This window comes from Thermodesulfovibrio sp. 3907-1M, from assembly GCF_040450955.1.
Classification (GTDB): Bacteria; Nitrospirota; Thermodesulfovibrionia; order Thermodesulfovibrionales; family Thermodesulfovibrionaceae; genus Thermodesulfovibrio; species Thermodesulfovibrio autotrophicus.
On sequence record NZ_CP144373.1, the window covers coordinates 642,511 to 665,860 of the forward strand.

23 protein-coding genes and 1 tRNA gene are annotated in these 23,350 nt (G+C 37.0%); 22 read left to right on the plus strand and 2 right to left on the minus strand.

Features of this window, described 5'->3' with window-relative positions:
• Nucleotides 1-10: 10 nt before the first annotated feature.
• From eno to V4D30_RS03365, 6 genes are all read left to right on the plus strand, one after another.
• Complete coding sequence (gene eno / locus V4D30_RS03340; protein WP_353684833.1) at nucleotides 11-1,291, plus strand: phosphopyruvate hydratase; 1,281 nt, start codon at nucleotides 11-13, stop codon at nucleotides 1,289-1,291.
• Nucleotides 1,292-1,621 (plus strand): septum formation initiator family protein, encoded by a 330-nt coding sequence (locus V4D30_RS03345; RefSeq protein WP_353684834.1) that lies wholly within the window; start codon nucleotides 1,292-1,294, stop codon nucleotides 1,619-1,621. It begins immediately after the preceding gene.
• Entirely contained in the window at nucleotides 1,618-3,747 is a 2,130-nt protein-coding gene (locus tag V4D30_RS03350) for a glycoside hydrolase family 57 protein (protein WP_353684835.1), read from the plus strand. The genes V4D30_RS03345 and V4D30_RS03350 overlap by 4 nt, the downstream gene beginning before the upstream one ends.
• Before the next feature lie 50 nt (nucleotides 3,748-3,797).
• A tRNA-OTHER gene (locus tag V4D30_RS03355) sits at nucleotides 3,798-3,890 on the plus strand.
• Nucleotides 3,891-3,940: 50 nt separating this feature from the next.
• Nucleotides 3,941-4,804 (plus strand): UbiA-like polyprenyltransferase, encoded by an 864-nt coding sequence (locus V4D30_RS03360; protein WP_353684836.1) that lies wholly within the window; start codon nucleotides 3,941-3,943, stop codon nucleotides 4,802-4,804.
• A gap of 8 nt (nucleotides 4,805-4,812) precedes the next feature.
• Entirely contained in the window at nucleotides 4,813-6,141 is a 1,329-nt protein-coding gene (locus tag V4D30_RS03365) for an amidohydrolase family protein (protein WP_353684837.1), read from the plus strand.
• Between the two features lie 39 nt (nucleotides 6,142-6,180).
• On the opposite strand, the gene holA is transcribed toward V4D30_RS03365, so the two are convergent.
• Together holA and lptE are read right to left on the minus strand one after the other, a co-directional pair.
• A complete protein-coding gene (gene holA / locus V4D30_RS03370) occupies nucleotides 6,181-7,071 on the minus strand; it encodes a DNA polymerase III subunit delta (RefSeq protein WP_353684838.1) in 891 nt (296 codons plus the stop codon).
• Nucleotides 7,068-7,601: an LPS assembly lipoprotein LptE gene (lptE, locus tag V4D30_RS03375; RefSeq protein WP_353684839.1), complete on the minus strand. Its 534-nt coding sequence runs from the start codon at nucleotides 7,599-7,601 to the stop codon at nucleotides 7,068-7,070. Before lptE ends, holA begins: the two co-directional genes overlap by 4 nt.
• A gap of 110 nt (nucleotides 7,602-7,711) precedes the next feature.
• Here lptE and V4D30_RS03380 point away from each other — a divergent pair, with 110 nt between their 5' ends.
• The 16 genes from V4D30_RS03380 (at nucleotide 7,712) to V4D30_RS03455 (ending at nucleotide 23,339) form a co-directional block, all read left to right on the plus strand.
• Entirely contained in the window at nucleotides 7,712-8,335 is a 624-nt protein-coding gene (locus V4D30_RS03380) for an indolepyruvate oxidoreductase subunit beta (RefSeq protein ID WP_353684840.1), read from the plus strand.
• Complete coding sequence (locus tag V4D30_RS03385) at nucleotides 8,286-9,581, plus strand: phenylacetate--CoA ligase (protein ID WP_353684841.1); 1,296 nt, start codon at nucleotides 8,286-8,288, stop codon at nucleotides 9,579-9,581. The genes V4D30_RS03380 and V4D30_RS03385 overlap by 50 nt, the downstream gene beginning before the upstream one ends.
• A 9-nt stretch (nucleotides 9,582-9,590) precedes the next feature.
• The gene (locus tag V4D30_RS03390; RefSeq protein ID WP_353684842.1) at nucleotides 9,591-10,013 is read left to right on the plus strand and encodes an ACT domain-containing protein; all 423 of its coding nucleotides are present in this window, start codon (nucleotides 9,591-9,593) and stop codon (nucleotides 10,011-10,013) included.
• A 9-nt stretch (nucleotides 10,014-10,022) separates the two neighbouring features.
• Nucleotides 10,023-11,327, plus strand: a complete 1,305-nt coding sequence (locus V4D30_RS03395; protein WP_353684843.1) for a phenylacetate--CoA ligase — start codon at nucleotides 10,023-10,025, stop codon at nucleotides 11,325-11,327.
• Nucleotides 11,328-11,336: 9 nt separating this feature from the next.
• Nucleotides 11,337-11,768, plus strand: coding sequence for an ACT domain-containing protein (locus V4D30_RS03400; protein WP_353684844.1), 432 nt, complete (start codon nucleotides 11,337-11,339; stop codon nucleotides 11,766-11,768).
• 148 nt (nucleotides 11,769-11,916) lie between these two features.
• Nucleotides 11,917-12,159: a 30S ribosomal protein S16 gene (gene rpsP, locus V4D30_RS03405; protein ID WP_353684845.1), complete on the plus strand. Its 243-nt coding sequence runs from the start codon at nucleotides 11,917-11,919 to the stop codon at nucleotides 12,157-12,159.
• A gap of 52 nt (nucleotides 12,160-12,211) precedes the next feature.
• The gene (locus V4D30_RS03410) at nucleotides 12,212-12,442 is read left to right on the plus strand and encodes a KH domain-containing protein (protein WP_028841925.1); all 231 of its coding nucleotides are present in this window, start codon (nucleotides 12,212-12,214) and stop codon (nucleotides 12,440-12,442) included.
• Nucleotides 12,443-12,511: 69 nt separating this feature from the next.
• Nucleotides 12,512-13,279, plus strand: coding sequence for a tRNA (guanosine(37)-N1)-methyltransferase TrmD (trmD, locus tag V4D30_RS03415; RefSeq protein ID WP_353684846.1), 768 nt, complete (start codon nucleotides 12,512-12,514; stop codon nucleotides 13,277-13,279).
• Nucleotides 13,260-13,622, plus strand: coding sequence for a 50S ribosomal protein L19 (gene rplS / locus V4D30_RS03420; RefSeq protein ID WP_353684847.1), 363 nt, complete (start codon nucleotides 13,260-13,262; stop codon nucleotides 13,620-13,622). The genes trmD and rplS overlap by 20 nt, the downstream gene beginning before the upstream one ends.
• The gene (locus tag V4D30_RS03425) at nucleotides 13,619-14,224 is read left to right on the plus strand and encodes a ribonuclease HII (protein WP_353684848.1); all 606 of its coding nucleotides are present in this window, start codon (nucleotides 13,619-13,621) and stop codon (nucleotides 14,222-14,224) included. Before rplS ends, V4D30_RS03425 begins: the two co-directional genes overlap by 4 nt.
• A 3-nt stretch (nucleotides 14,225-14,227) precedes the next feature.
• On the plus strand, nucleotides 14,228-16,582 hold the full coding sequence (gene hypF / locus V4D30_RS03430; RefSeq protein WP_353684849.1) for a carbamoyltransferase HypF: 2,355 nt from the start codon (nucleotides 14,228-14,230) through the stop codon (nucleotides 16,580-16,582).
• A gap of 18 nt (nucleotides 16,583-16,600) precedes the next feature.
• On the plus strand, nucleotides 16,601-19,924 hold the full coding sequence (locus tag V4D30_RS03435; protein WP_353684850.1) for a helicase-related protein: 3,324 nt from the start codon (nucleotides 16,601-16,603) through the stop codon (nucleotides 19,922-19,924).
• Entirely contained in the window at nucleotides 19,921-21,441 is a 1,521-nt protein-coding gene (locus V4D30_RS03440; RefSeq protein WP_353684851.1) for a DUF1156 domain-containing protein, read from the plus strand. Before V4D30_RS03435 ends, V4D30_RS03440 begins: the two co-directional genes overlap by 4 nt.
• Nucleotides 21,425-21,715: a nucleotidyltransferase family protein gene (locus V4D30_RS03445; RefSeq protein WP_353684852.1), complete on the plus strand. Its 291-nt coding sequence runs from the start codon at nucleotides 21,425-21,427 to the stop codon at nucleotides 21,713-21,715. The genes V4D30_RS03440 and V4D30_RS03445 overlap by 17 nt, the downstream gene beginning before the upstream one ends.
• Nucleotides 21,712-22,065: a DUF86 domain-containing protein gene (locus V4D30_RS03450; protein WP_353684853.1), complete on the plus strand. Its 354-nt coding sequence runs from the start codon at nucleotides 21,712-21,714 to the stop codon at nucleotides 22,063-22,065. Before V4D30_RS03445 ends, V4D30_RS03450 begins: the two co-directional genes overlap by 4 nt.
• Nucleotides 22,062-23,339, plus strand: coding sequence for a hypothetical protein (locus tag V4D30_RS03455; RefSeq protein WP_353684854.1), 1,278 nt, complete (start codon nucleotides 22,062-22,064; stop codon nucleotides 23,337-23,339). Before V4D30_RS03450 ends, V4D30_RS03455 begins: the two co-directional genes overlap by 4 nt.
• Nucleotides 23,340-23,350 lie beyond the last annotated feature (11 nt).

Below are 23,350 nucleotides of genomic sequence, written 5' to 3' on the forward strand. Positions count from 1 at the left end.
AGGCTTTATAATGGGAGAAATTATTGACATAATTGCAAGAGAAGTTCTTGATTCAAGAGGTAATCCCACAGTTCAGGTTGATGTTTACCTTGACAGTGGAGTCAAAGCAACAGCAACAGTTCCCTCCGGAGCATCTACTGGAACAAAAGAGGCTCTTGAGCTCAGAGATGGTGATAAAAGAAGATATCATGGCAAGGGAGTTCAAAAAGCCGTTGAAAATATAACAAATGAAATAGCACCAAACATTGTTGGTATGGAGTCTCTTGATCAGGAAGGAATTGATAAGTTTCTGATAGAGCTTGATGGAACAGAAAATAAAAGTAGACTTGGTGCTAATGCAATTTTAGCAGTATCAATGGCTGTTTGTAAGGCTTCTGCAGAAGAACTCGGATTATCCCTTTACAGATATCTGGGTGGAACAAACGCAAAGGTTTTGCCAGTTCCAATGATGAATATAATAAATGGAGGAGTTCATGCAGACAACAATCTGGATATTCAGGAGTTTATGATTGTTCCTGCTGGTTTTACAAAGTTTTCTCAAGCTCTGAGAGCTGGTGTTGAAGTTTTCCACACTTTGAAGTCGTTACTAAAAAATAAGGGATTGAGCACAGCAGTTGGTGATGAAGGCGGATTTGCTCCAATGCTTAACAGTAACGAAGAAGCAATTAGATTGATTATGGAAGCAATAAAAGAGGCAGGATATGAACCTGGAAAAGATATATACATTGCACTGGACGCAGCAGCATCAGAATTTTTCTCTGAAGGCTTTTACACAGTGGAAGGTAAAAAACTGAGTTCAAAAGAGATGATAGATTATTATGAAGCCTTGATTGATAAATATCCTGTAATTTCAATAGAAGATGGAATGAGTGAGGCTGACTGGGAAGGATGGGAAATGCTAAGTCAAAGACTAAAAAATAGAATTCAACTTGTGGCAGATGACCTTGTTGTTACAAACCCAAAAATTATTAGAGAAGCAATGAAAAGAGGAATTGCCAACTCAATTCTGATTAAACTTAATCAGATTGGCACAGTTTCTGAAACTCTTGAAGCAATTGAACTTACAAAAACCAGTAAATACACTGCGGTTATATCTCATCGTTCTGGTGAAACAGAAGATACGACAATAGCAGACCTTTCAGTCGCCTGCAATACAGGTTTTATAAAAACCGGCTCTCTTTCAAGGGGAGAAAGAATTGTAAAATACAACAGACTCTTACAGATAGAGGAGGAACTTGGTGATGTAGCTCAATTTAATGGTCTTTCAGCTTTTTATAATCTGGGTCTTTAAATGAAGAGGCATTCTCTCAAGGAGCAACTATTAAAGGAAAAAAAAAGAAATGAAAGAGTGTTTTTCTTTCTGGTGTTTCTGATTATCCTGTTTCTTGCTTATAGTTTTTTATTTGGAGATATGGGCTATCTAAAGTACCTTGAGTTGAAAAAAAACGAACAAAAGCTTATTAAAGAAATTGACCAGATTTCAATGGAAAATAACACCCTAAAAAATGAGATAGAACTCTTAAAAAACGATCCTTCTTACATGGAAAAATACGCCAGAGAAAAATTTGGAGTTGTTAAACCAGGAGAAATGATTTTTCAATTTCAAAAAGAAGAAAGATGAGCATTAATTTAGCAATTCTCTGGCATATGCATCAGCCTTACTATTATGATCCCTTAAAAAATAAATTTATATTACCATGGGTAAGGCTTCATGCCACAAAGGACTATCTTGATATGCTTCTTATTTTGAAGAAATTTCCTGAGATCAGGGTAAGCTTTAATCTCGTCCCCTCTCTTTTAAAACAACTTAAGGAATATGAGGCAGGCACAACTGATATTTTTTTTGAATACTCCCTTGTTCCTGCAGAAGAGCTCAATGAAGAACAGAGAGCTTTTATTCTTGAAAACTTTTTCCTTGCAAACTGGAAAACCATGGTTGAAGCTTTTCCAAGATACAAAGAATTACTTGAAAAAAGAGGTAAAATATATGGAGATCCTTTAAAACTCTCAAAAAAATTTAACGCGCAGGAACTAAGAGATCTTCAGGTTCTCTTTAATCTTGTATGGATAGATCCGTTACACAGGCAAAGAGACCCTTTTTTAAAGGAACTGGACCGCAAAGGAGAGAATTTCACAGAAGAAGAAAAGAGACTGCTTCTTGAAAAACACCTTGAAATTATAAGACAAATCATTCCTGCCTATAAAGAAATGGCTTCCTCAGGACAGATTGAACTCACTGTTTCGCCCTTTTACCATCCCATTCTTCCTCTTATTTGCGACAATTATAAAGCAAAGGAATGCATGCCAGGTGTGCAACTACCTCAATTTAACTTTAAAGCACCAGAAGATGCAGAAGCTCAAATAAATAAAGCAGTTAACTTTTTTGAAGAAATCTTTGGTTTTAAACCTCAAGGAATGTGGCCATCTGAAGGCTCTGTAAGTGAAGAAGTCATAGGATTGACTGCAAAGGCAGGAATTAAATGGATAGCAACAGATGAAGAAATTTTAAGTAAATCAATAAATGAAAATTTAAGAAACGGTGAGAAGTTGATTAATCCTTCAATTTTATATCAGACCTATGAGTTTGAAGGGGTAAAGATTTTTTTTAGAGATAGAATTCTTTCAGATTTGATAGGATTTGTCTATTCAAACTGGCAACCTCAAAAAGCAGTAGATGATTTTTTAAAAAGGATTATTGATTCAACAGATTCTGGCATAGTTTCTGTAATCCTTGATGGAGAAAATGCATGGGAGTATTATAAAAATGATGGCATAGAATTTCTTGAAAAGCTGTATGAAACTTTACAAAAAATTAAGGATATAAAAACTGTAACTTTTTCTGAGTATCTACAGGAAAATCCTCGGGCAATACCTTTAAAAAAGATTTTCCCTGGATCATGGATTGGAGCAAACTTTTCAATATGGATCGGGCATGAAGAAGACAATCTCTCATGGGATTATCTTTATAAAGTCAGACAGGAGTTGCTTTTATACAGCAAAGAAAATCCAGATAAAGATTTATCAGAATGCTGGGAGGAGATATTTATTTCAGAAGGAAGTGATTGGAACTGGTGGTATGGTGATGAACACTATACAGAAACAAAGGATGCTTTTGATGAGATTTATAGACATCATTTAATGAGCGTGTATTTAAAGATCGGGAAAGAGCCTCCTGCATTTCTTTATGTTCCTATCAGTAAAAAGATGAGAGAGATTAAATCAGAAATTGAGCCAAAAGGTTTTATTTATCCGAAAATTGACGGAAAAGTAACAGGATATTTTGAATGGCTTGAGGCAGGAAGATTCAATCTTCAGAGAATGGGTGGAAGCATGCATAAATCAGAAAGCCTGTTTTCCTATCTTTATTATGGATTTAACAGGCAGAGTCTTTTTATCAGACTTGATCCTCAGATGCCAGTAAAAGACTATGAAGACTTAAAAATACAAATACAGATTATTGAGCCTTCAAGAGTAAAGATAGTTTTTGATAACACGAAAAATAAATTAGCTCAGGTATTTATTCAGGAAAATGAAAGATGGTTAAAAAAGGATGAGATAGAAACTGTTGCTTTTGATGAAATATTTGAAATAGAAATACCCTTTAATGTCATAGAAATAAAAGATGAAGAAATCTCACTTTTTGTGGAGATTTTTAAAAATTGCTATTTAATTGATCGTGCTCCAGTTTTTGGCTTTATAAACATTCATGTTCCCCCACCAGACTTTGATAGGTTAATGTGGCTTTAATAGGAAAAATCTATTTTACTTTTCGGAAATACTTATTTTAAATTTATCAGGAGGGATGTGGGACTGGTGTCCCTCCTGGTCTGCAAAACCAGTGATGGAGGACGATTTACTCCAGTGGGTTCAATTCCCACCATCCCTCTCCATAAATGAATTCTCACCTGAGCTGGTAAAATTAATGTTATAATATTCTACTATGTCCATATTGAACAAAGCTGTTCTTTATCTCAGAATGATTAAAATTGAACACAGTGTTTTTGCCCTTCCCTTTGCTTTTGCAGGAGCATTGCTTTCAGCAGGAGGGATTCCACAGCTTGAAAAGTTACTCTGGATTACTGTTGCAATGGTTACTGCAAGAGCCGGTGCTTTTGGATTTAACAGAATAATTGACAGAAAAATAGACGCCCTTAATCCAAGAACTGCTCAGAGAGAGATTCCCACAGGAAAGATAAAGCTATGGGAGGCAGTTTTATTCACTGTGCTCTGCCTCATAATATTTGTTTATTCAGCATGGATGCTAAATCCCCTTTGTTTTAAACTTTCTCCTTTGGCTATTTTTATACTGTTCATATATTCATACACAAAGAGATTCACATGGGCATGCCATTTTGTGCTTGGATTAGCACTTGCCCTTGCACCACTTGGCGCATGGATTGCTGTGCGGGGAAGTTTTAACTGGGAGATAATCCCTATGGTTTTGACAGTTGTATTCTGGCTTGCTGGCTTTGATACCCTTTATGCTCTGTGGGATGTGGATTTTGATAAAAAATACGGCATCTATTCCATTCCCAAAGCCTTTGGAGTAAAAAAGGCAATACAGCTTGCAAGGCTTTTTCATTTTATTGCATGGAGCTTTCTTGTTTTAACAGGTTTAGTATTCAAGCTAAATATATTTTACTGGCTTGGAATGGCAGTAGTTGCCTATTTATTCATACATGAACACAGGCTTGTAAAACCCCATGACCTTTCAAAGCTTGACATTGCTTTCTTTAATATGAATGGCTATATAAGTGTAACAGTATTCGTATTTACAGCAATGGCTGTATTGATAAGGATTTAGGAGGAGTCATGAAGCAGATTTTTATAGTTCGTGCACAGTATCTGATCACAATGAATAAAAAAGATGAAGTAGTTGAAAATGGTGCAGTTGTTGTTGAAGACGGAAGAATTAAGGATATTGCAGAGTTTACAGAAATCTTAAAAAAATACAAGGACCCTTCAATTCCTGTATATGGCAACTCTCATTCAGCCCTGATGCCAGGATTTATAAACACCCATACACACGCTGCAATGGTTCTATTCAGAGGCATTGCCGATGATCTACCTCTCAAAAAGTGGCTTACTGAGCATATATGGCCCAGAGAGACAAAGTTTCTTAGCCCTGAGTTTGTTTATGATGGAACACTGCTTGCCTCATTGGAGATGCTTAAAAGCGGAACAACAACATTTAATGACATGTATTTTTTCACTGAATCAATTGCAGAAGCAGTAAAAAAGCTCGGAATAAGGGCAGTTATCGGTCAGGGAGTTCTTGATTTTCCCACTGCATCAGGAAATGGAGCTGATGACTATCTTAAAAAAGCTGAAGAATTCATTGAAAAATATAGAAGTGACGAACTCATTATTCCTGCTGTAGCACCTCATGCCATTTATACATGTAGCAAGGAAACACTTCTTAAATCAAAAGAGCTTGCATTGAAAAACAGTGTTCCCATTCATATCCATCTCAGTGAAACCTTTAATGAAGTTGAGGAATGCATTAAAAAGCATGGTAAAAGACCTGTTAAATATCTTGATGATATAGGATTTCTTGAGGGTAAAATAACTGCTGCTCATTCAGTATGGCTTGATGATGAAGAAATTGAGATTATGGCTGAAAGAGGCATTGGAGTATCCCACTGCATTGAAAGCAATCTTAAGCTTTCAAGCGGAGTTGCACCTGTGGCAAGAATGATCAAAAAAGGTGTAAAAGTAAGCATGGGAACAGATGGTGCAGCAAGCAACAACAACCTTGACCTTCTTGAAGAGATTTCAATTGCAGCAAAGGTTCAGAAAGGAGTTACAGCAGACCCAACAGTGCTTGATGTAAAAACCTGCATGAAAATGCTTACAGTATGGGCAGCAGAAGCCCTTGGAATTGATAGTGAAACAGGAAGTATAGAAATAGGTAAAAAAGCTGACATGATTTTAATGAATCTAAGAAAGCCACATTTACAGCCTGTTTACGATATATACTCCACAATAATCTATTCTGCAAAAGCGTCTGACATTGAAGATGTCTTTGTCAATGGCATTCCTGTGATACTCAATGGCAGGCATCAATTTGTTGACGAAGATGAGATAATTGATAAAGCATTGTGGTGGGCTGAAAGAATCAGAAATTTCTGTCATTTTTGAGCTGCCTTGTTAAAAAAACATACATAGAAAGCTCAAACTTCACTCTTTCATCAACTCATAGACAAGCATATCAAGGCTTAAGCTACGAGCCTGTCTTAATGAAAGATTTGCTCTATAAAGCAGGTAGTAGACTTTTTCATCTGTATCGGTTTTATTGTTATAATACCAGTTCAATGCTCCAAGAATCATGTCTGGTTCAATGTTTTGAAGCTTATCGAGAAGTTTGAATGCCCTTTGTCTATCCTTTTTCTTTATAGCATCAACGAGGTCAAAGGCTGTAAACTCACCAAGCTCTGTGAGAATGTCCTTGATGTCAAAAACTCCTATATGAGACTTCTCTGTAAGAAGTGATATTTTTTCAATCTCAGAAGAAATCAAACCAGGCTGCCCACCGGTAATATCAATTAAATAACAAACAGCATCTGGTTTGAGAGATATACCAAACTGTGATGCCTTATAAGTTATCCATGCATGAAGCTGTCTTTCATGAATATCAAAATTATAAACAGTAGCACTAAATCTCTCTTTGTCACTACTACCATCAGCAGCTTTTTTTATAAAGTTGATCTCCTCAGAAATATCCTTGTATGAAGCATTGCACAGAATGATGAGATTAACATATGTATTACTCCTGGCTTTAATCTTTTTCAACCATTCTATTTTTTTTTCAGTTTTTTTTAATTTTTCAAAATTATATACAAGCAGTATTCTTTTTGGAGTGAATAAAGAAACAGACTCAAATGAGTTTGTATCAACTTCTTCTGGTGAATCATATATTTCAATGGAAATCGGATCAAAGCTTCTACGAATAAGTCTTCCTGCTTCAAAAAGAAAAAACTGTTCCTGAGCATAGCAAAAATAAAGGTATTTCAGAAGTCCTTTTTTAATTTCCTGTTCAAATTTCTGTATTTCAAGTAAGGAATCTCTCATTCTTGCTGTTTTTCTTCTTTGTCAAAAATAAGTTTTCTTACCATGTCATCGCATATGTCCCTCATTAGTGAATCAATAGCAAGGTCTCTGTCGGCAAGAACACTTGGTAAGTCTCTTGTGGTTCTGAAAAATGTTGTAAAAGGGGAAGATGGTGTGAATTCTTTTATTTTATTACCTTTTTCATCATAAAGAACTGCTTTAACTTCCATAACGATCTGATACTCCACAGTATTAAGTCCAATTTCTGAAAGAGTAACAAGGCGATAATTTTTTATATGAATGTCAAGCACTCTACTGGCAGATGAAGTAAGGGTAAAGCCATTGTTAATAAGTGTTTGATAGGCAATTTTTCTCATTTTATCCTGAAGTCCTGGTTCAAGAGTAGAATTTTCAACATTTCTAAAGTAAATTTCCTGAAAAGGTAAATCAGCTTTTGTGTAAATACTGTATCCACAGCTCTGTAAAAAGAGGCTAAAAATTAATAGGTAAATAAAAATGGTTAAAATCTTTCGTTTTTCTTTAATCTTCATGTAATTTATGATACCATAACTCAGTTATTCTTTGCTGACCTTGCGGTATGATTTAAAAAATTCAGGCATACTGTTGCAAACTATTTTTATCATATGTTAGAATTTTTTCCATGTCTGTAACCAACATAATTTTATCTGGAACCGGCGGGCAGGGAATTGTTCTTGCAAGCAGAATTATTGCCCAAGTTGCTTTTCAGAGTGGATATGATGTGAAAGAAAGTGAGATTCATGGAATGGCTCAAAGAGGTGGAAGTGTCGTAAGTCATATAAGATTTGGAGATAAAGTTTTCTGTCCACAGATTCCCTCAGGTGATGCTCATATAATGATAGCATTAGAAGAACTTGAAGCACTAAGATATTTAAGATTTCTTAAAAAAGATGGTATCGTAATCTTAAATAAGAAAAAAATTCTTCCAGCAATGGCTGAAGAAAAAGAATATCCCCAGGATGTAGAAAATCTGCTTCAGCAAAGAGGATTTCTCGTTATCGCAGTAGAAGCAGAAAAAATTGCAAAACAAATGGAAAACCCGAGAATAGAAAACTCTGTAATCTTGGGAATTCTTTCAGCCCTTTTGTCTTTTAATGAAGAAACATGGTATGACGTGATTTCAAAAGCGGTTCCACCAAAAACAGTTGAGCTTAACATAAAAGCATTCAATGAAGGCAGGAGGTTAATAAAAGAAAATGCCATTCTGGAACAAAGAATTAGAAACATTACCGAGGCAAAAACTTGAGGAGTTACAGTTTTCAAGATTAAAAAAGGTTCTCACAAGAGTTTATCAAAAAGTTCCTCACTACAGAAAAAAATTTCAGGATACAGGAATCACCCCAACAAAACTTAAATCTCTTGATGATATCAAATATTTTCCATTTACAACGAAAGAGGATCTTTTTGTTGACTATCCTTATGGACTTCTCACTGTATCACCTGAAAAGGTGATAAGACTTCATACATCAAGTGGAACAACCGGAAAACCTAAGGCAATATTTTTTTCAAAAAAAGACATAAACAACTCAGCAGAGCTTATTGCTCGCTGTCTTGTAATGACAGGTGCTACAAAGGGAGACATTTTACAAAACAGCATGACCTATGGACTTTTTACTGGAGCTTTTGTAATGCATTATGGAGCTGAAAAAGTGGGAATTCTTGTAATTCCTGCTGGACCTGGAAATACAGAAAGGCAGATTAATTTAATGAAAGACTTTGGAACAACCATGCTTCACATAACTCCCAGTTATGCTCTTTATGTTGCCTCTGTGCTTTATGATAAGGGAATTGATCCAAAAAAGGAACTGAAACTCAAAAGAGCCTATCTTGGTGCAGAACCTTACTCTGAAGAAACAAGAAGAAAAATTGAAAATATGCTTGGCATAGATATTTATAACTGTTATGGACTTACAGAGATGAATGGACCTGGAGTTGGGTTTGAATGTCCATACAAAGACGGACTTCACATATGGGAAGACAATTTTCTTATGGAGATCATCAATCCTGAAACAGGTGAACCTTTACCTGATGGTGAGATTGGTGAGCTCGTTTTAACAACCCTTAACAGGGAAGCAATGCCTCTTATAAGATACAGAACAAGGGATTTAACAAGAATTATTTCAGAACCATGCAGATGTGGGAGAACTCACAGAAGAATTTCAAGAATTCTTGGCAGATCCGATGACATGTTCATAGTTAAAGGAGTAAATATCTTTCCTCAGCAGATTGAGCAGGTGCTTATGGGAATAAAGGGTGTTGCCCAGAATTATCAAATCGTACTTGAGTCTTATGATGAAATGGTTGTAAGGGTTGAGATTGACAGAGAGCTTTTTGACGGAAAAATTGAAAAACTAATTAAATTAAAAGAGGAAATCATAGAGAAAATCAGGTCTGCCACACTGGTAAAGCCAAAAGTAGAACTTCTTGAGCCAGGAACACTACCTGTAAGTGAAGGAAAAGCAAAAAGAGTTATTGATAAAAGAACAATTTAGGAGGCTTATATGGATAAAGTTTATATAATCTCAGTATTTGCTGAGAACAAACCTGGAAGACTTGAAAGAATTACAAAAGTCCTTGCAGAAGCAAACATAAATATTCTTGCTTTTTCCATTACAAGCACCAATGGATTTGGAATAATAAAGTTTATGGTTGACAGATGTAAGGAAGCATTCCAACTGTTGAAAGAAAAAGGATTTACGGTATCACTCAATGAAACGATTGGAATTGAGATGAAGGATCAACCTGGTGGACTTTACGAAGTTGTTAAAATTTTATCTTCAAAGGGCATAAATATTGAAAGTGCTGCTGTTTATGTTGCTGAAACAAGAAAAAAAGCCTACTTAATTGTTGAAGTTGAAGACACTCAAAAGGCTATGGAAGCTCTTAAAGGTGAAAATCTTATTTTTTTAAAACCAATTGAATGAGGTGATATTATGATGTGGAATAAAGAAGTGGAATGCATGGCAGAAGAACAACTCAGAGCATTACAGCTTGAGCGGTTAAAACAAACAGTTAAAAGAGCATATGAAAAAGTTCCTTACTACAGAAAAAAGTTTGATGAAGTGGGACTTAAACCAGAAGACATAAAAACCCTTGATGACATTAAAAACATTCCATTTACATCCAAGGCAGACTTAAGAGAGGTTTATCCCTTTGGAATGTTTGCTGCTTCATTGAGTGAAATCGTTGAGATTCACATGTCAAGTGGGACAACCGGGAAACCTGTTGTGGCAGGATATACGCGCAATGACATTGAAGTATGGGCTGAAGTAATGGCAAGATGCCTTACAATGGCTGGAGCCACAAAAGAAGATATTGTTCAAAACTGTTATGGATATGGACTTTTTACTGGTGGATTTGGAGTTCACTATGGAGCTCAAAAAATTGGAGCAATGGTTGTGCCAGCAAGTGCTGGAAATACAAGAAGGCAGATTGAAATAATGAGAGATTTTGGTTCAACAATCCTTACATGTACTCCATCTTATGCTCTTTATATGGCTGAAGTAGCACAGGAGATGGGAGTTGAACCAAAAACTCTTAAGCTTAAGGCAGGATGTTTTGGTGCTGAAATGTGGACCGAGCAGATGAGAAAAGAGATTGAGAAGAGATTTAACATAAACGCGCTTAATATCTATGGATTAACTGAAATAATCGGACCAGGCGTTGCCCATGAATGTATTGAGAAAAAAGGATTGCATGTTTTTGAAGACCATTTTTATGTGGAAATAATTGATCCTGACACAGGTGATAATTTGCCCGATGGAAAAAGAGGAGAACTTGTTCTTACAACCCTTACACGGGAAGGAATGCCCATGTTAAGATTTAGAACAAGGGATATAACTTCAATCATCAGAGAAAAATGCGCCTGTGGAAGAACCTTTGCAAAAATTGAAAGAATTCGTGGAAGAACTGATGACATGATAAAAGTAAGAGGAGTTATGATATTCCCATATCAGATTGAGAGAGCTATTCTGGAAGTTCAGGGAATTGAACCTCATTATCAGATTGTTGTTACAAGACCTCAGCATCTTGACGAGATAGAAGTAATGGTTGAAATGTCAAAGGAAACTTTTTCTGATGAAGTAAAACACATTGAGAATCTCAGGAAAAAGCTTGAAAAAAGAATTGAAGAAACAATAGGAATAAGAGTAAAAGTTACGCTCGTAGAGCCAAAGAGTCTGCCAAGAAGCGAAGGAAAAGCAAAAAGAGTTGTTGATAAAAGAACATTAATAGATTAGGAGGAAAAAATGAAAATAAAGCAGATCTCGGTTTTTCTGGAAAATAAAAGAGGAAGACTTTATGAAGCTCTGAAAGCACTGGCAGAGCAAGAAATAAACATCAGAGCACTTTCAATTGCTGATACTTCTGAGTTTGGTATTTTAAGAATGATTGTTACAGATCCTGAAAAGGCTAAAGAAATTCTTGAAAAAAATGAATTTACAGTAAAACTTACCAATGTAATAGCTATGGCAGTTAAGGACAAACCAGGAGGACTGGCAGAGGCTCTGAAACATCTTTACGATTCAAACATAAATATTGAATATATTTACGCCTTTGTGGAAAAATCAGGACAGAAGGCTGTTGTTGTTCTGAGGACTGAAAATCTTGATAAAACAATATCAATTCTTCAGGAAAAAGGAGTGACTCTTTTAAGCTGGGATGATGTTTTAGCTCTTTAATACCTACGAGACTTTGGAAACATATCAAATTCTCCGAAGTCGCTCAATATAGCTTAAATCCTATTGGAAATTTTGAATTTTAAAACATAGTTGAATTTAATGGCGATAATGTAATATATTTATAGTTATAAATTAATTACTCGGAGGTATGCAATTGGTTAGAATAAGACTTATGAGGTTGGGAGCAAAGAAAAAACCATTTTACAGAGTGGTTGTAGCTGATGCAAGAGCAAGAAGGAATGGACCTTTTATTGAAATTTTAGGTACCTATAATCCTAAGACAGACCCTGCAGAAATCAATCTTAATATGGACAGGGTCAAATACTGGCTACAGAAGGGCGCACAGCCTTCGGATACTGTTAAAAAGTTAATTGAAAGGGTTTCTGCTTAACATACCCAGTGGGGTATTTTACTACTCTTTTGACGGAGGTTAGAACATGAGCATGAAGACACTCATTGAGACAATGGCAAAGTCATTGGTGGACAAACCAGAGGAGGTTAAGGTTACTGAGATTGAGGGTGAGAAAACCACTGTTTATGAGCTCAGAGTTGCTCCAAGTGATCTTGGAAAGGTTATCGGAAAGCAGGGTAAAACCGCAAGGGCTATGAGGACCATCCTTGGTGCTGCTGGAACAAAAGTTGGCAAAAGATGCGTCCTTGAAATTTTAGAATAGTCCATTAAAAAGAGTTAAATAAAGGGCGTGAACTTCACGCCCTTTTCTTTTGAGTTTGAATTAAAGTTTATGAAATTTGAAGTTTTAACCATATTTCCTGAAATAATTGAATGTTACATAAAGCATGGAGTTTTAGGAAAGGCACTGAATAAAGGGATTGTAGAGGTAAAGGTATATAATTTACGAGACTTTACATCTGATAAGCATAAAAAAGTGGATGACTATCCCTATGGTGGTGGGGCAGGAATGGTTATGCAGATTGAGCCATTTTACAATGCAATAATGCATTTAAAGGCTGATGAAAAGCCAAGAAAGCTGGTACTGCTTTCTCCTCAGGGAAGAAAATTTACGCAGAAGCTTGCACAGAAGTTTATGGAGGAAAGTAAGGCAATGGTCTTAATATGCGGCAGATATGAAGGTATTGATGAAAGGGTTAAAGCTTTTGTGGATGAGGAAGTCTCTATTGGAGATTATGTTTTAAGTGGTGGAGAACTGGCAGCATTGGTTATAATAGATAGTGTTGTAAGACTTATACCAGGTGCACTGGGCGATGAGCTTTCAGCAGTGGAGGATTCTTTTATGAAAGGATTTTTAGACTATCCCCATTACACAAGACCAGAGGATTTTAAAGGAATGAAAGTTCCTGAGGTTTTATTAAGTGGTGACCATAAAAAAATAGCCCTGTGGAGAAAAAGGCAAGCTTTGAAAAACACACTTAAAAACAGACCTGATTTATTGAAAAACTTATCCCCAGAGGACATGAGAATTCTCAAAGAGCTTTGCTCTGAAATAAATAAAAAAATTCTGGAGGGAGTCCATGAATCAGTTAATAATTAGAGCCATAGAGGAGAGATTTAAGAAGACCGATATCCCTGATTTTAAACCAGGAGATACTGTGAAGGTTCATGTAAAGGTAAAAGAGGGAGACAAAGAAAGAATTCAGGTTTTTGAAGGCGTTGTTATTGCCCGTAGAGGCGGAGGATTAAGAGAGAGCTTTACAGTAAGAAAAATCTCCTTTGGAGTTGGCGTTGAGCGTGTGTTTCCACTTCATAGCCCAATAATTGACAAAATTGAGATTGTAAGAAAAGGTGACGTTAGAAGGGCTAAACTTTATTACCTGAGAACAAAGAAAGGTAAAGAGGCAAAGGTTAAAGAAAAGACAGACTATCAAAAGGCATGAACCTCTTTGCCTTTGATGAGGCAGTTCTTGCTCAGGGATATAGCAGCATTGCAGGTATAGACGAAGCTGGAAGAGGATGCCTCGCAGGTCCTGTGGTTGCAGCCTGTGTGAGTTTCAGAGATAATGTTTTTATTGAAGGAATAAAGGATTCAAAAGAATTAACCCCTGAGCAAAGAGAAAGTCTTTTTGAGAAAATAATCAGCAATGCCTTTGTGGGAGTGGGAGTTATTGATGTAGAGCTTATTGATAGATTAAATATAGTTGAAGCCACCCGTCTTGCAATGACCCTTGCTTATAAAAATCTCGGCAGAAAAGTAGAACTCTTACTGATAGATGCTGTTTCTCTGCCAGATTTAAAAATCCCGCAGAAAGCAATCATAAAGGGAGACAAGAAGAGTGCCTCAATTGCCTCTGCAAGCATTGTAGCCAAAGTAACAAGAGACAGAATAATGAAAGAATATCATAAAAAATACTGTCAGTATGGTTTTGACAGACACAAAGGATATGCCACAAAGGAACATCTCAAAGCTTTAAAAAAATTCGGACCCTGTCCCATTCACAGAAAAAGCTTTTCTCCAGTAAGAGAATTAATGTTATTCTAATACATGAAGCGCCTCCACATAAGAGTCAAAGGAGTTGTTCAGGGAGTAGGATTCAGACCCTTTGTCTATAATCTTGCAAAAAGCCTTAATTTAAACGGATATGTTACAAATACATCAAAGGGAGTAACAATTGAGATAGAAGGTGAAAAGGTTAATGAGTTCCTCAACAGGTTACAGAACGAGCCTCCTCCTCTTGCAAAGATTTACTCAATTGATACTGAAGAGCTTCCGCCTAATAACTATCAAAGCTTTGAGATAATTGAAAGCATAGATGATGCAGGATTTACTCATATATCAGAGGATGTATCCATATGTGATGACTGTCTGAGAGAGCTCTTTAGCCCTTCTGACAGAAGATATCTTTATCCCTTCATTAACTGCACAAACTGTGGTCCCCGTTATACGATTACACTAAAAGTTCCCTATGACAGACCAAATACAACAATGTCTGTTTTTAAGATGTGCCCTGATTGTCTTAAAGAATACAAAGATCCATCCAATAGAAGATTTCACGCTCAGCCTAATGCATGTCCAGTGTGTGGTCCTGAGATCAGGCTTTTTTTAAAGACTGATACAGGACTAAAGGAGCTTGAAAATCCTGTTTTAGAGGCTATAAAGCTTATAAAACAGGGTAAAATCCTTGCAATAAGAGGGCTTGGAGGCTTTCATCTGTGCTGTGATGCTAAGAATGAAAAAGCTATAGAGGAATTACGAAGGAGAAAAAAAAGAAGCAACAAGCCCTTTGCTTTAATGAGTCCTCATGTTGAGTCAGTGGAAAAGTTTTGCTTTCTTTCAGAAGCTGAAAAAAGAATTTTGACATCACCCATGCGACCCATTGTTGTCTTAAGGAAAAAACCTGAGTGTGAGCTTCCCGAAGCCCTTGCTCCAAAAAATTCATGCCTTGGATTTATGCTTCCCTATACTCCACTTCATTATCTGTTGTTTTACTATCCAGAGAAAGATTCCTCGTCACCCTCTCTCCTTCAGCCTTTAGCCTTAAGCCCTCAGCCTCACTTTGAAGCCCTTGTAATGACAAGCGGAAACATCTCTGAAGAACCAATCATAACAAAAAACGAAGAGGCATTGGAAAAGCTTGACAGTGTGGCAGATGCTTTTTTACTGCACAACAGAGAAATCTTTATGCGCGTTGATGACTCAGTCGTAAGAGAGCTTGAAGGCAACATCTACTTTATAAGAAGAGCAAGGGGATTTGTTCCTAAGGCAGTATCACTGAAGGAAGAACTGCCAGAGGTGCTTGGTGCAGGTGCTGACCTGAAGAATACTTTTACGCTTATAAAGTCAAACTATGCGATAATGAGCCAGCACATAGGAGACATGGAAAATCTTGAAACTCTTGAGTTTTATGAAGAGGTTTTAAACAATCTAAAATCAGTATATCGCATAGAGCCTTTAGCTGTAGGGCATGACCTTCATCCCATGTATTTTTCAACTCAATGGGCGAAGGAATATGCAGAAAAAAAGGGAGTTCCAGCCTTTGCTCTTCAGCATCATTACTGTCATATAGCATCCCTCATGGCAGAATACGGATTGAATGAACTTTTTGGAATCGCCTTTGATGGAACAGGCTATGGCACAGATGGCAGCATCTGGGGAAGTGAGTTCTTATACTGCACTGTGAATGACTTCAAAAGACTTGCCCATCTAAAGCCAATCATTTTGCCCGGAGGGGAGAATGCTATAAAGGAGTGTTCAAGAATAGCTCTTTGTCTGATTGATGATGCCTTTGGAGAAGATATGGATTTAATTAAAAAGCTTCCTTTGGCAACTGCCATGGAAGAAAACAAAATCAGGCAGATACTGAAACTTAAGAAACTACCTCAGTTTAGCCCTTCTTCCTCTGGAATGGGAAGGCTTTTTGACGGAGTTTCCTCCCTGATTGGAGTTTGCCATTACAACACATTTGAAGCAGAGGCAGCAATAGCCCTTGAAAGCTTAATTGAGCAAGGTATGGAGTATTCTCAAAAAGCCTGCTACAGCTTTGATATATCTGAAAAAGAAACTGAGGCTTTAGTTATTGATTACACTTACATGATAAAACAGCTCATTGATGACTTTTTTGTAGGAAGACCAGTTTCAGAAATCTCGTGGAAGTTTCACAACACAATAATCAAAATAATCATTGAACTTACACAATATTTCAGAAAAGAGATAGGCTTTGACAGAGCTGGCTTAAGTGGAGGGGTCTTTCAGAATGCCTATTTAATAAGGGAAACCATAAAAGCTCTGAAAAAAACAGGCATAGAGCCCATTTATCACATAAATGTTCCAAGCAATGATGCCTGCATCTCCCTTGGACAGGCTTACATAGTGGGAAAGAGATTGAAAAAATCCATATGATTTGATAATATTTTCATAGTGTTAAAGGAAGGTTCAATAATTGAAGCGCCCTTTTGGCATGAGCCTGTTGAAGTAAAAAAGGTTGAAGAAAGAAGTATCGGCATACGCATAATAGGTTCAACGGTTTACTCTCATTCTCATGTGGATGACATAATTCCCCATGATGAACTAAGTAAGATAAGACATCAAGATTCTTCCTTTACCTTTACAGCTAATGCTGAAGAAGTGTTTCTTGCTGTAGAATGTTTGCGATTCTACTATGCCTCACTTTTTGATCCTTTTTTAGCGATGAATATCTCAAAAATTGATCCCCTTCCCTTTCAGATAGATGCTGTCTATGGATATGTGCTTAAGCTACCAAAGATAAGATTTATGATTGCTGATGATCCAGGAGCAGGCAAAACCATAATGGCTGGTTTGATTATCAAAGAGCTTAAACTCAGAGGAATAGTCAATCGCATACTTATTGTAGTTCCAGGACATCTTAAAGACCAGTGGAGACGAGAGCTTAAAGAGAGATTTCAAGAGCCATTTACAGTTGTAACAAGGCAGATAATGGATGCCCACTATGGTGAAAATGTATGGGAAAGGGATAATCAGATAATCACATCTATTGATTTTGCAAAGAGAGATGAAATTTTACAAACTTTAACCAGTGTTCACTGGGACTTGGTAGTTGTTGATGAAGCTCATAAAATGGCTGCATATAGGTATGCAGGAACCGTTTCAAAAACGGACAGATACAGGCTTGGCAAAGTGCTCTCAAAAAACACCAAGCACTTTTTATTCCTTACTGCCACACCTCATAAAGGAGACCCTGAAAACTACAGACTCTTGCTTGACCTCTTGCTCCCTGGTTTTTTTGCCACTACACAGATGGTTCAAGAATCAATAGAAAAGAGTGAAAATCCTCTTTTCATAAGAAGACTAAAAGAAGACCTCAAAGACTTTGAAGGCAAACCCATATTTACCAATCGCTATGCAAAAACAGTTAAATTCAGGCTTTCTGACAGAGAAAAGCTCCTGTATAATAAACTCTCTGAATATGTCATATCCCAGTATAACAAAGTGGCACAAAAAAATCAGAAAAGAAATGTTGCCTTTGCTCTTCTTATTTTACAGCGAAGGCTTGCTTCAAGTATCTATGCTCTTCATTGTTCTTTGCTGAGAAGAAAACAAAAGCTTGAGGAGCTACTAAGAGAACCAGAAGCCAAACCAGAATTAGCCTTTATAAATATGGAAAAATACGAGGATTACGAAGACTATGAAGAATCGGAAAGATGGCAGGAGGAAAATAAATGGGAAACACTAAGCATTGCCGCAAACAGGGAAGAACTAAAAAGGGAGATTAAAACATTGGAGGAACTAATAAATCTCTCAGCGGAACTTATAAAGGATGAGGAGGAAGTGAAACTTAAAGAGTTAAAAAAGGCAATAGAGGAAGGATTTAGAAAAATAGAGGAACTAAAAGGGAACAAAAAAATTCTCATCTTTACAGAATCCAGAGATACAATGGATTATCTTTACGGAAAGATAAAATCGTGGGGTTATTCAGTGAACTTCATTCATGGTGGAATGAGTCTTGACCAGAGAATTGAAGCTGAAAAGATATTTAAAAATCAAACAGAAGTAATGGTAGCCACCGAGGCTGCTGGTGAGGGAATTAACCTTCAGTTCTGCCACATTATGATTAACTATGACATCCCCTGGAATCCGAACAGACTTGAGCAGAGAATGGGAAGAATTCACAGATACGGTCAGCAAAAGGATGTCTTCATGTTCAATCTTGTAGCTGAGGATACCCGTGAGGGAGAGGTTTTTTCAAAACTCTTTGATAAACTTGAAGAGATAAGAAATGCTCTCGGCACGGATAAAGTATTTGATATAGTTGGTGATGTATTTTACGGTAAAAACCTTTACCAGCTAATAATTGATGCAATAACTCAGGCAAAGACAATAGATGAGATAATAAGTGAGATTGACATAAAGATCGATGAAGACTACATAAAAAAAATAAAAACAGTGCTTGGTGAAAGCCTCGCAACCAGAAATATTGACTATACAAGAATCAAAGAAATGGCAGAAAAGGCAAAAGAACTGAGGCTCATTCCTGAGTATGTTGAAGAATACTTCAAAAAAGCTTTTGAAAAAGCTGGCGGTAGATATAAAGTAAGAAGAGATGGATTTTTAAGCATAGAATCAATTCCCTATGAGCTAAAACAGATTGCCAGTGATGTTAATTTTAAAAACAGATTTGGTTTAATGCTTTCTTCCTATCCAAAGATAACCTTTGATAAAGACATGGCTTTTAAAAATCCTGAATTAGAGTTTGTCTCATTTGGACATCCTCTTTTTGAGGCATTACTTGAGTGGGTCAAAAAAGAGTATTTAAGTATTCTTCGTAAAGGAGCTGTCTTTGAAGACCCTGAAGGAAGGCTCAAAGGGTTCTTATATTTCTATGAAGGAGAGATAAAAGATGGTAAGGGTGATATAGCAGCCAAAAAGCTTATAGCCCTGTATGAGGATGGAGATCAGATAAGGGAGCTTAATCCTTCAATTATATGGGATCTTGTTCCTGCAAAATCAAAAACTCCAATAGAACTGATTAGTATCGCAAGAGAAAAACTTGAGGATGTTGCATTTGAAAAGCTAAGACTGTACATGGAAGAAATTCTCAAAGAAAGGCAGAGACAGGCGGAGATAAAGAAAAAATACGGAGTTTCATCCCTTCAACATCTTATAAATGAGCTTGATTTTGAACTCATTCAGCTCTTAGAAAGGCAGGATAGAGGGGAAAAAGTTGAGGTTGTTATAAGAAACAAAGAGGAGAGCAAAAAGCATTATGAGAATGTATTGAAAGAGCTTCGTAGAACAATTGAGCAGGAAGTCAGTCTCGTAATATCCATGCCAAAGTTGATAGGTGCAATATATGTAAAACCTGTAACCTCAGAGATGGTATCTGATGAAGAGATTGAAAAAGTTGGAATGCAGATAGCGATGCAGTACGAAATATCTCAGGGAAGAAAGCCTGAGGATGTCTCAAAGGAAAATCTTGGTTTTGATATTCGCTCCAAGGGAAAAGATGAAGTAAGATACATTGAGGTGAAGGCAAGGGCAGAAGAAGGAGAAATAGCCCTTACACCTAATGAGTGGTTTAAGGCAAAGAGATTTAAAGATCAGTATTATCTCTATGTTGTGGCAAACGCCCTTACTAATCCGACCCTTTACATCATAAGAAACCCTGCAGAAACCCTTAAGATTCAGGAAAAAGTAGAGATTGTAAGGTTTTTGGTGCCTGATGAAGAATGGAAGAGAAAGAAAATTGAGGAGTGGAGGAGATGAAAGATAAAAGCTTTATTGAGGAAAGTTTTCCTGTAAGGGAAGTTAGTGAGATTTCTGCAAAGGAAAAGAATATAAGGCACGGACATATAAGCACCATTCATATATGGTGGACAAGAAAACCTCTTGGAAGTTCAAGGGCAACAAGCTATGCAGCCTTAATACCTGCACCAAAAGATGTAGTAGAATGGGATAAAATAAGGCAGTTCATTATAGAGCTCTCAAAGTGGGAAAACTCCTTAGATCATAACACTATTGAAAAAGCAAGAAAATATATTCTAAATGCAAACAGCGGAAAACCCTTAAGAGTGCTTGACCCATTTTCAGGCGGTGGCTCCATTCCACTTGAGGCTTTACGGCTTGGTTGCGAAGTTCATGCGGTTGAGTATAATCCTGTGGCAGTGCTTATTTTAAAATGCACTCTTGAGTATCCCCAAAAGTATGGAAGAACGATAAAGAAAGAGATAAAGGATGACTTCCTTGAAAAGGAAGTTGAGATAAATCACCTCCTTGAAGATGTAAAGAGGTGGGGGGAATGGGTTTTAGAATCCGCAAAAAAAGAGATCGGTAAGTTTTACCCTGCAGATGAAGATGGCTCAATTCCTGTTGGGTATTATTGGATGAGAACAATCCCATGCCAAAATCCTGTTTGTGGTGCAGATATTCCTTTAACCGCAAACTGGTGGCTTGCAAAGAAAGATAATAAAAAAGTTTCCCTTTATCCTTATGTGGAAGGAAAAAAGGTCAAGTTTAAAATTGTAGGAACGGGCTATGAGAAAATACCTGCTAACTTTAATCCAGAAAAAGGCACAGTTTCAAGGGCTGTGGCAGTGTGTCCTGTTTGCGGAGGGGTGGTAGATGATGATACTACAAGAAAACTTTTCCAGCAAGAAAAGGCAGGAGAGCGCTTGATAGCAGTTGTTTTACACAATCCAAAGACAACAGGGAAAAGATATCGCATTGCAACGGAAAAAGATATGGAAGTTTTCAAAGAGGCAGAGAAATACCTTGAGGAAAAAAGGGCAAAACTTATGGAAGAGTGGGGAATTGACCCTGTGCCTGATGAGCCTTTAAAAAGAGTGCCTGTAACTTTTGGAGTTATCAATGTATGGGTTTACGGTATGAATACATGGGGTGACCTTTTCAACTCCCGCCAGAAGTTAGCCCTTATAACCTTTACGGAAAAGGTAAGAATGGCATATCAAAAGATGATTGAGGAAGGTTATGATAAGGATTATGCAAAGGCGGTGGTGAGTTATTTGGGGCTTGTCTTAAATCGTCTTGCAGATAAAAATGCTAATTTAGTTGTTTATAATGTGGTTGGAGAAAAAATTGAGCATGTATTTGGAAGACAAGCTTTACCTATGACTTGGGATTACATAGAGCTTAATGTGTTTAGTGGTGGTAATGGGGATTGGCAAGCACATCATGACTGGATCCTCAATGTCCTCTCCCACCTTTCCCAAATTCCGCCAGTGGAGGTAGAAGATGGAGGTGATGGCGATGAAAACGAAAGATGAAGTAAAAGCAATACTTGAAAAGCATAAAGACGAGATAAGAAAAAAATACGGAGTAATTATAATTGGAATATTTGGTTCCTGGGCAAGGGATGAGCAAAAGGAAACAAGCGATGTAGATATACTGGTTGAAATTGAAAGACCCATAGGTCTTGCATTTTTTGAGCTGTGGGATGAATTGGAAGAGTTGCTTGGTTGTAAGGTTGATTTAGTAAGGCGAAGTTTATTAAGAGAAGAGATAAAAGAAGATGTGCTTAAGGAGGTGGTGGAAATATGAAAAGAAAGGCATCCCTTTATGTAAAGGATATAATTGATGCTATTGAAAAAACTCAGGAGTTCATCAAAGGTATGGACTTTGACGAGTTTGTCCAAGATGATAAAACTGCAAGTGCAGTTGTAAGAAAGCTTGAAATAATAGGAGAAGCGGTCAAGCAAATGCCCAAAGAGGTTAAAGATAGATTTACGCAGATACCTTGGTCCGCTATGGCAAAAACAAGGGACAAAATAATACACTTTTATCATGGAGTTGATTACGAGATAGTCTGGAAGATAGTAAAAGAAGAACTTCCACCGTTAAAGCCTTTGCTCCAGAAAATTTATAATAGTTTGATGGAGGAGGGACTATGAAGACAGTCAAAATTCCCATTGTCCTTCAAGCCTCTGCTACAGAGCTTCCCTACCCAGATAACTACTTTGATGCTGTTTTTACTGACCCACCTTATTATGACAATGTGCCCTATTCTTACCTTTCTGATTTTTTCTATGTCTGGTTGAAAAGGAGCATTGGCGACTTATATCCTGAACTTTTCATGACCCCGCTTACACCAAAATCAAAAGAAATCGTAGCTTATTCCCATCAGGATGGCGGATTTGAAGCAGGCAAAAAATACTTTGAAGAAATGCTCAAAAAAGCTTTTCAAGAGATTGCAAGGGTTTTAAAGCCAAACGGCATAGCAACCATTGTCTATACCCACAAATCCACTTCTGGCTGGGAAACTCTAATTAATTCACTTCTTGACTCGGGACTTGTTCCAACTGCCTCCTGGCCTATTGATACGGAAATGAAGGCAAGACTAAGGGCCAAAGAATCCGCTGCTCTTGCCTCTTCCATCTACTTTGTATGCAGGAAATCGGAGAGAAAGGAAGTTGGGTGGCTAAATGAAGCGAAGGAGGAGATAAAAAAATACATTTATCAAAAACTTGAGCGTTTGTGGAATGAAGGGGTATCAGGTGCTGACTTCTTTATTGCAGGCATAGGCTCTGCCATTGAAATATTTGGTAAATATGAAAAAGTCATGGATTATGAAGGAAATATCGTAAGGGCTGATAAGCTTCTTGAGTATGTCCGTAAGATTGTTACTGATTATACTGTTCACCAAATCCTCCATAATGGTATAGCAGACGAGCTATCATCTCTTACGAGGTTTTATATCCTCTATCGTTGGACATATGGAGATGTAAAGGTGCATTTTGACGAGGCAAGAAAGCTCGCTCAGTCCTCAGGAGTTGACCTTGAAAAGGTCTGGAATAGAGGTTTTATAAAGAAAGAAAAGGAGTTTATAAGAGTTTTAGGACCCCATGAAAGAGATGATATCTCTGTAGATGCATTCAGAACTAAAAATCTCTCAGTGAAAGTTAAAAATTTTGACGCTGAACTTATTGATGTGCTTCACCAGTGTCTGATTTTATGGGAAAAGGGTAAACGGGATGATATTATAAATCTCCTTAATGCAACCGGATACGGAGACAGAGAAGTTTTTTTCAGGGTGGCACAGGCGGTTTCAGAGTGTCTGAAAAACGAAAGCAAGGAAAAAAAGCTTCTTGACGGATTTTTAACAGGTAAGGAAAGATTGATAGATGAGCTTAAAAAGAAAAAACCCCAACAGCAGAGATTAATTTAAAGGAGAAAAAC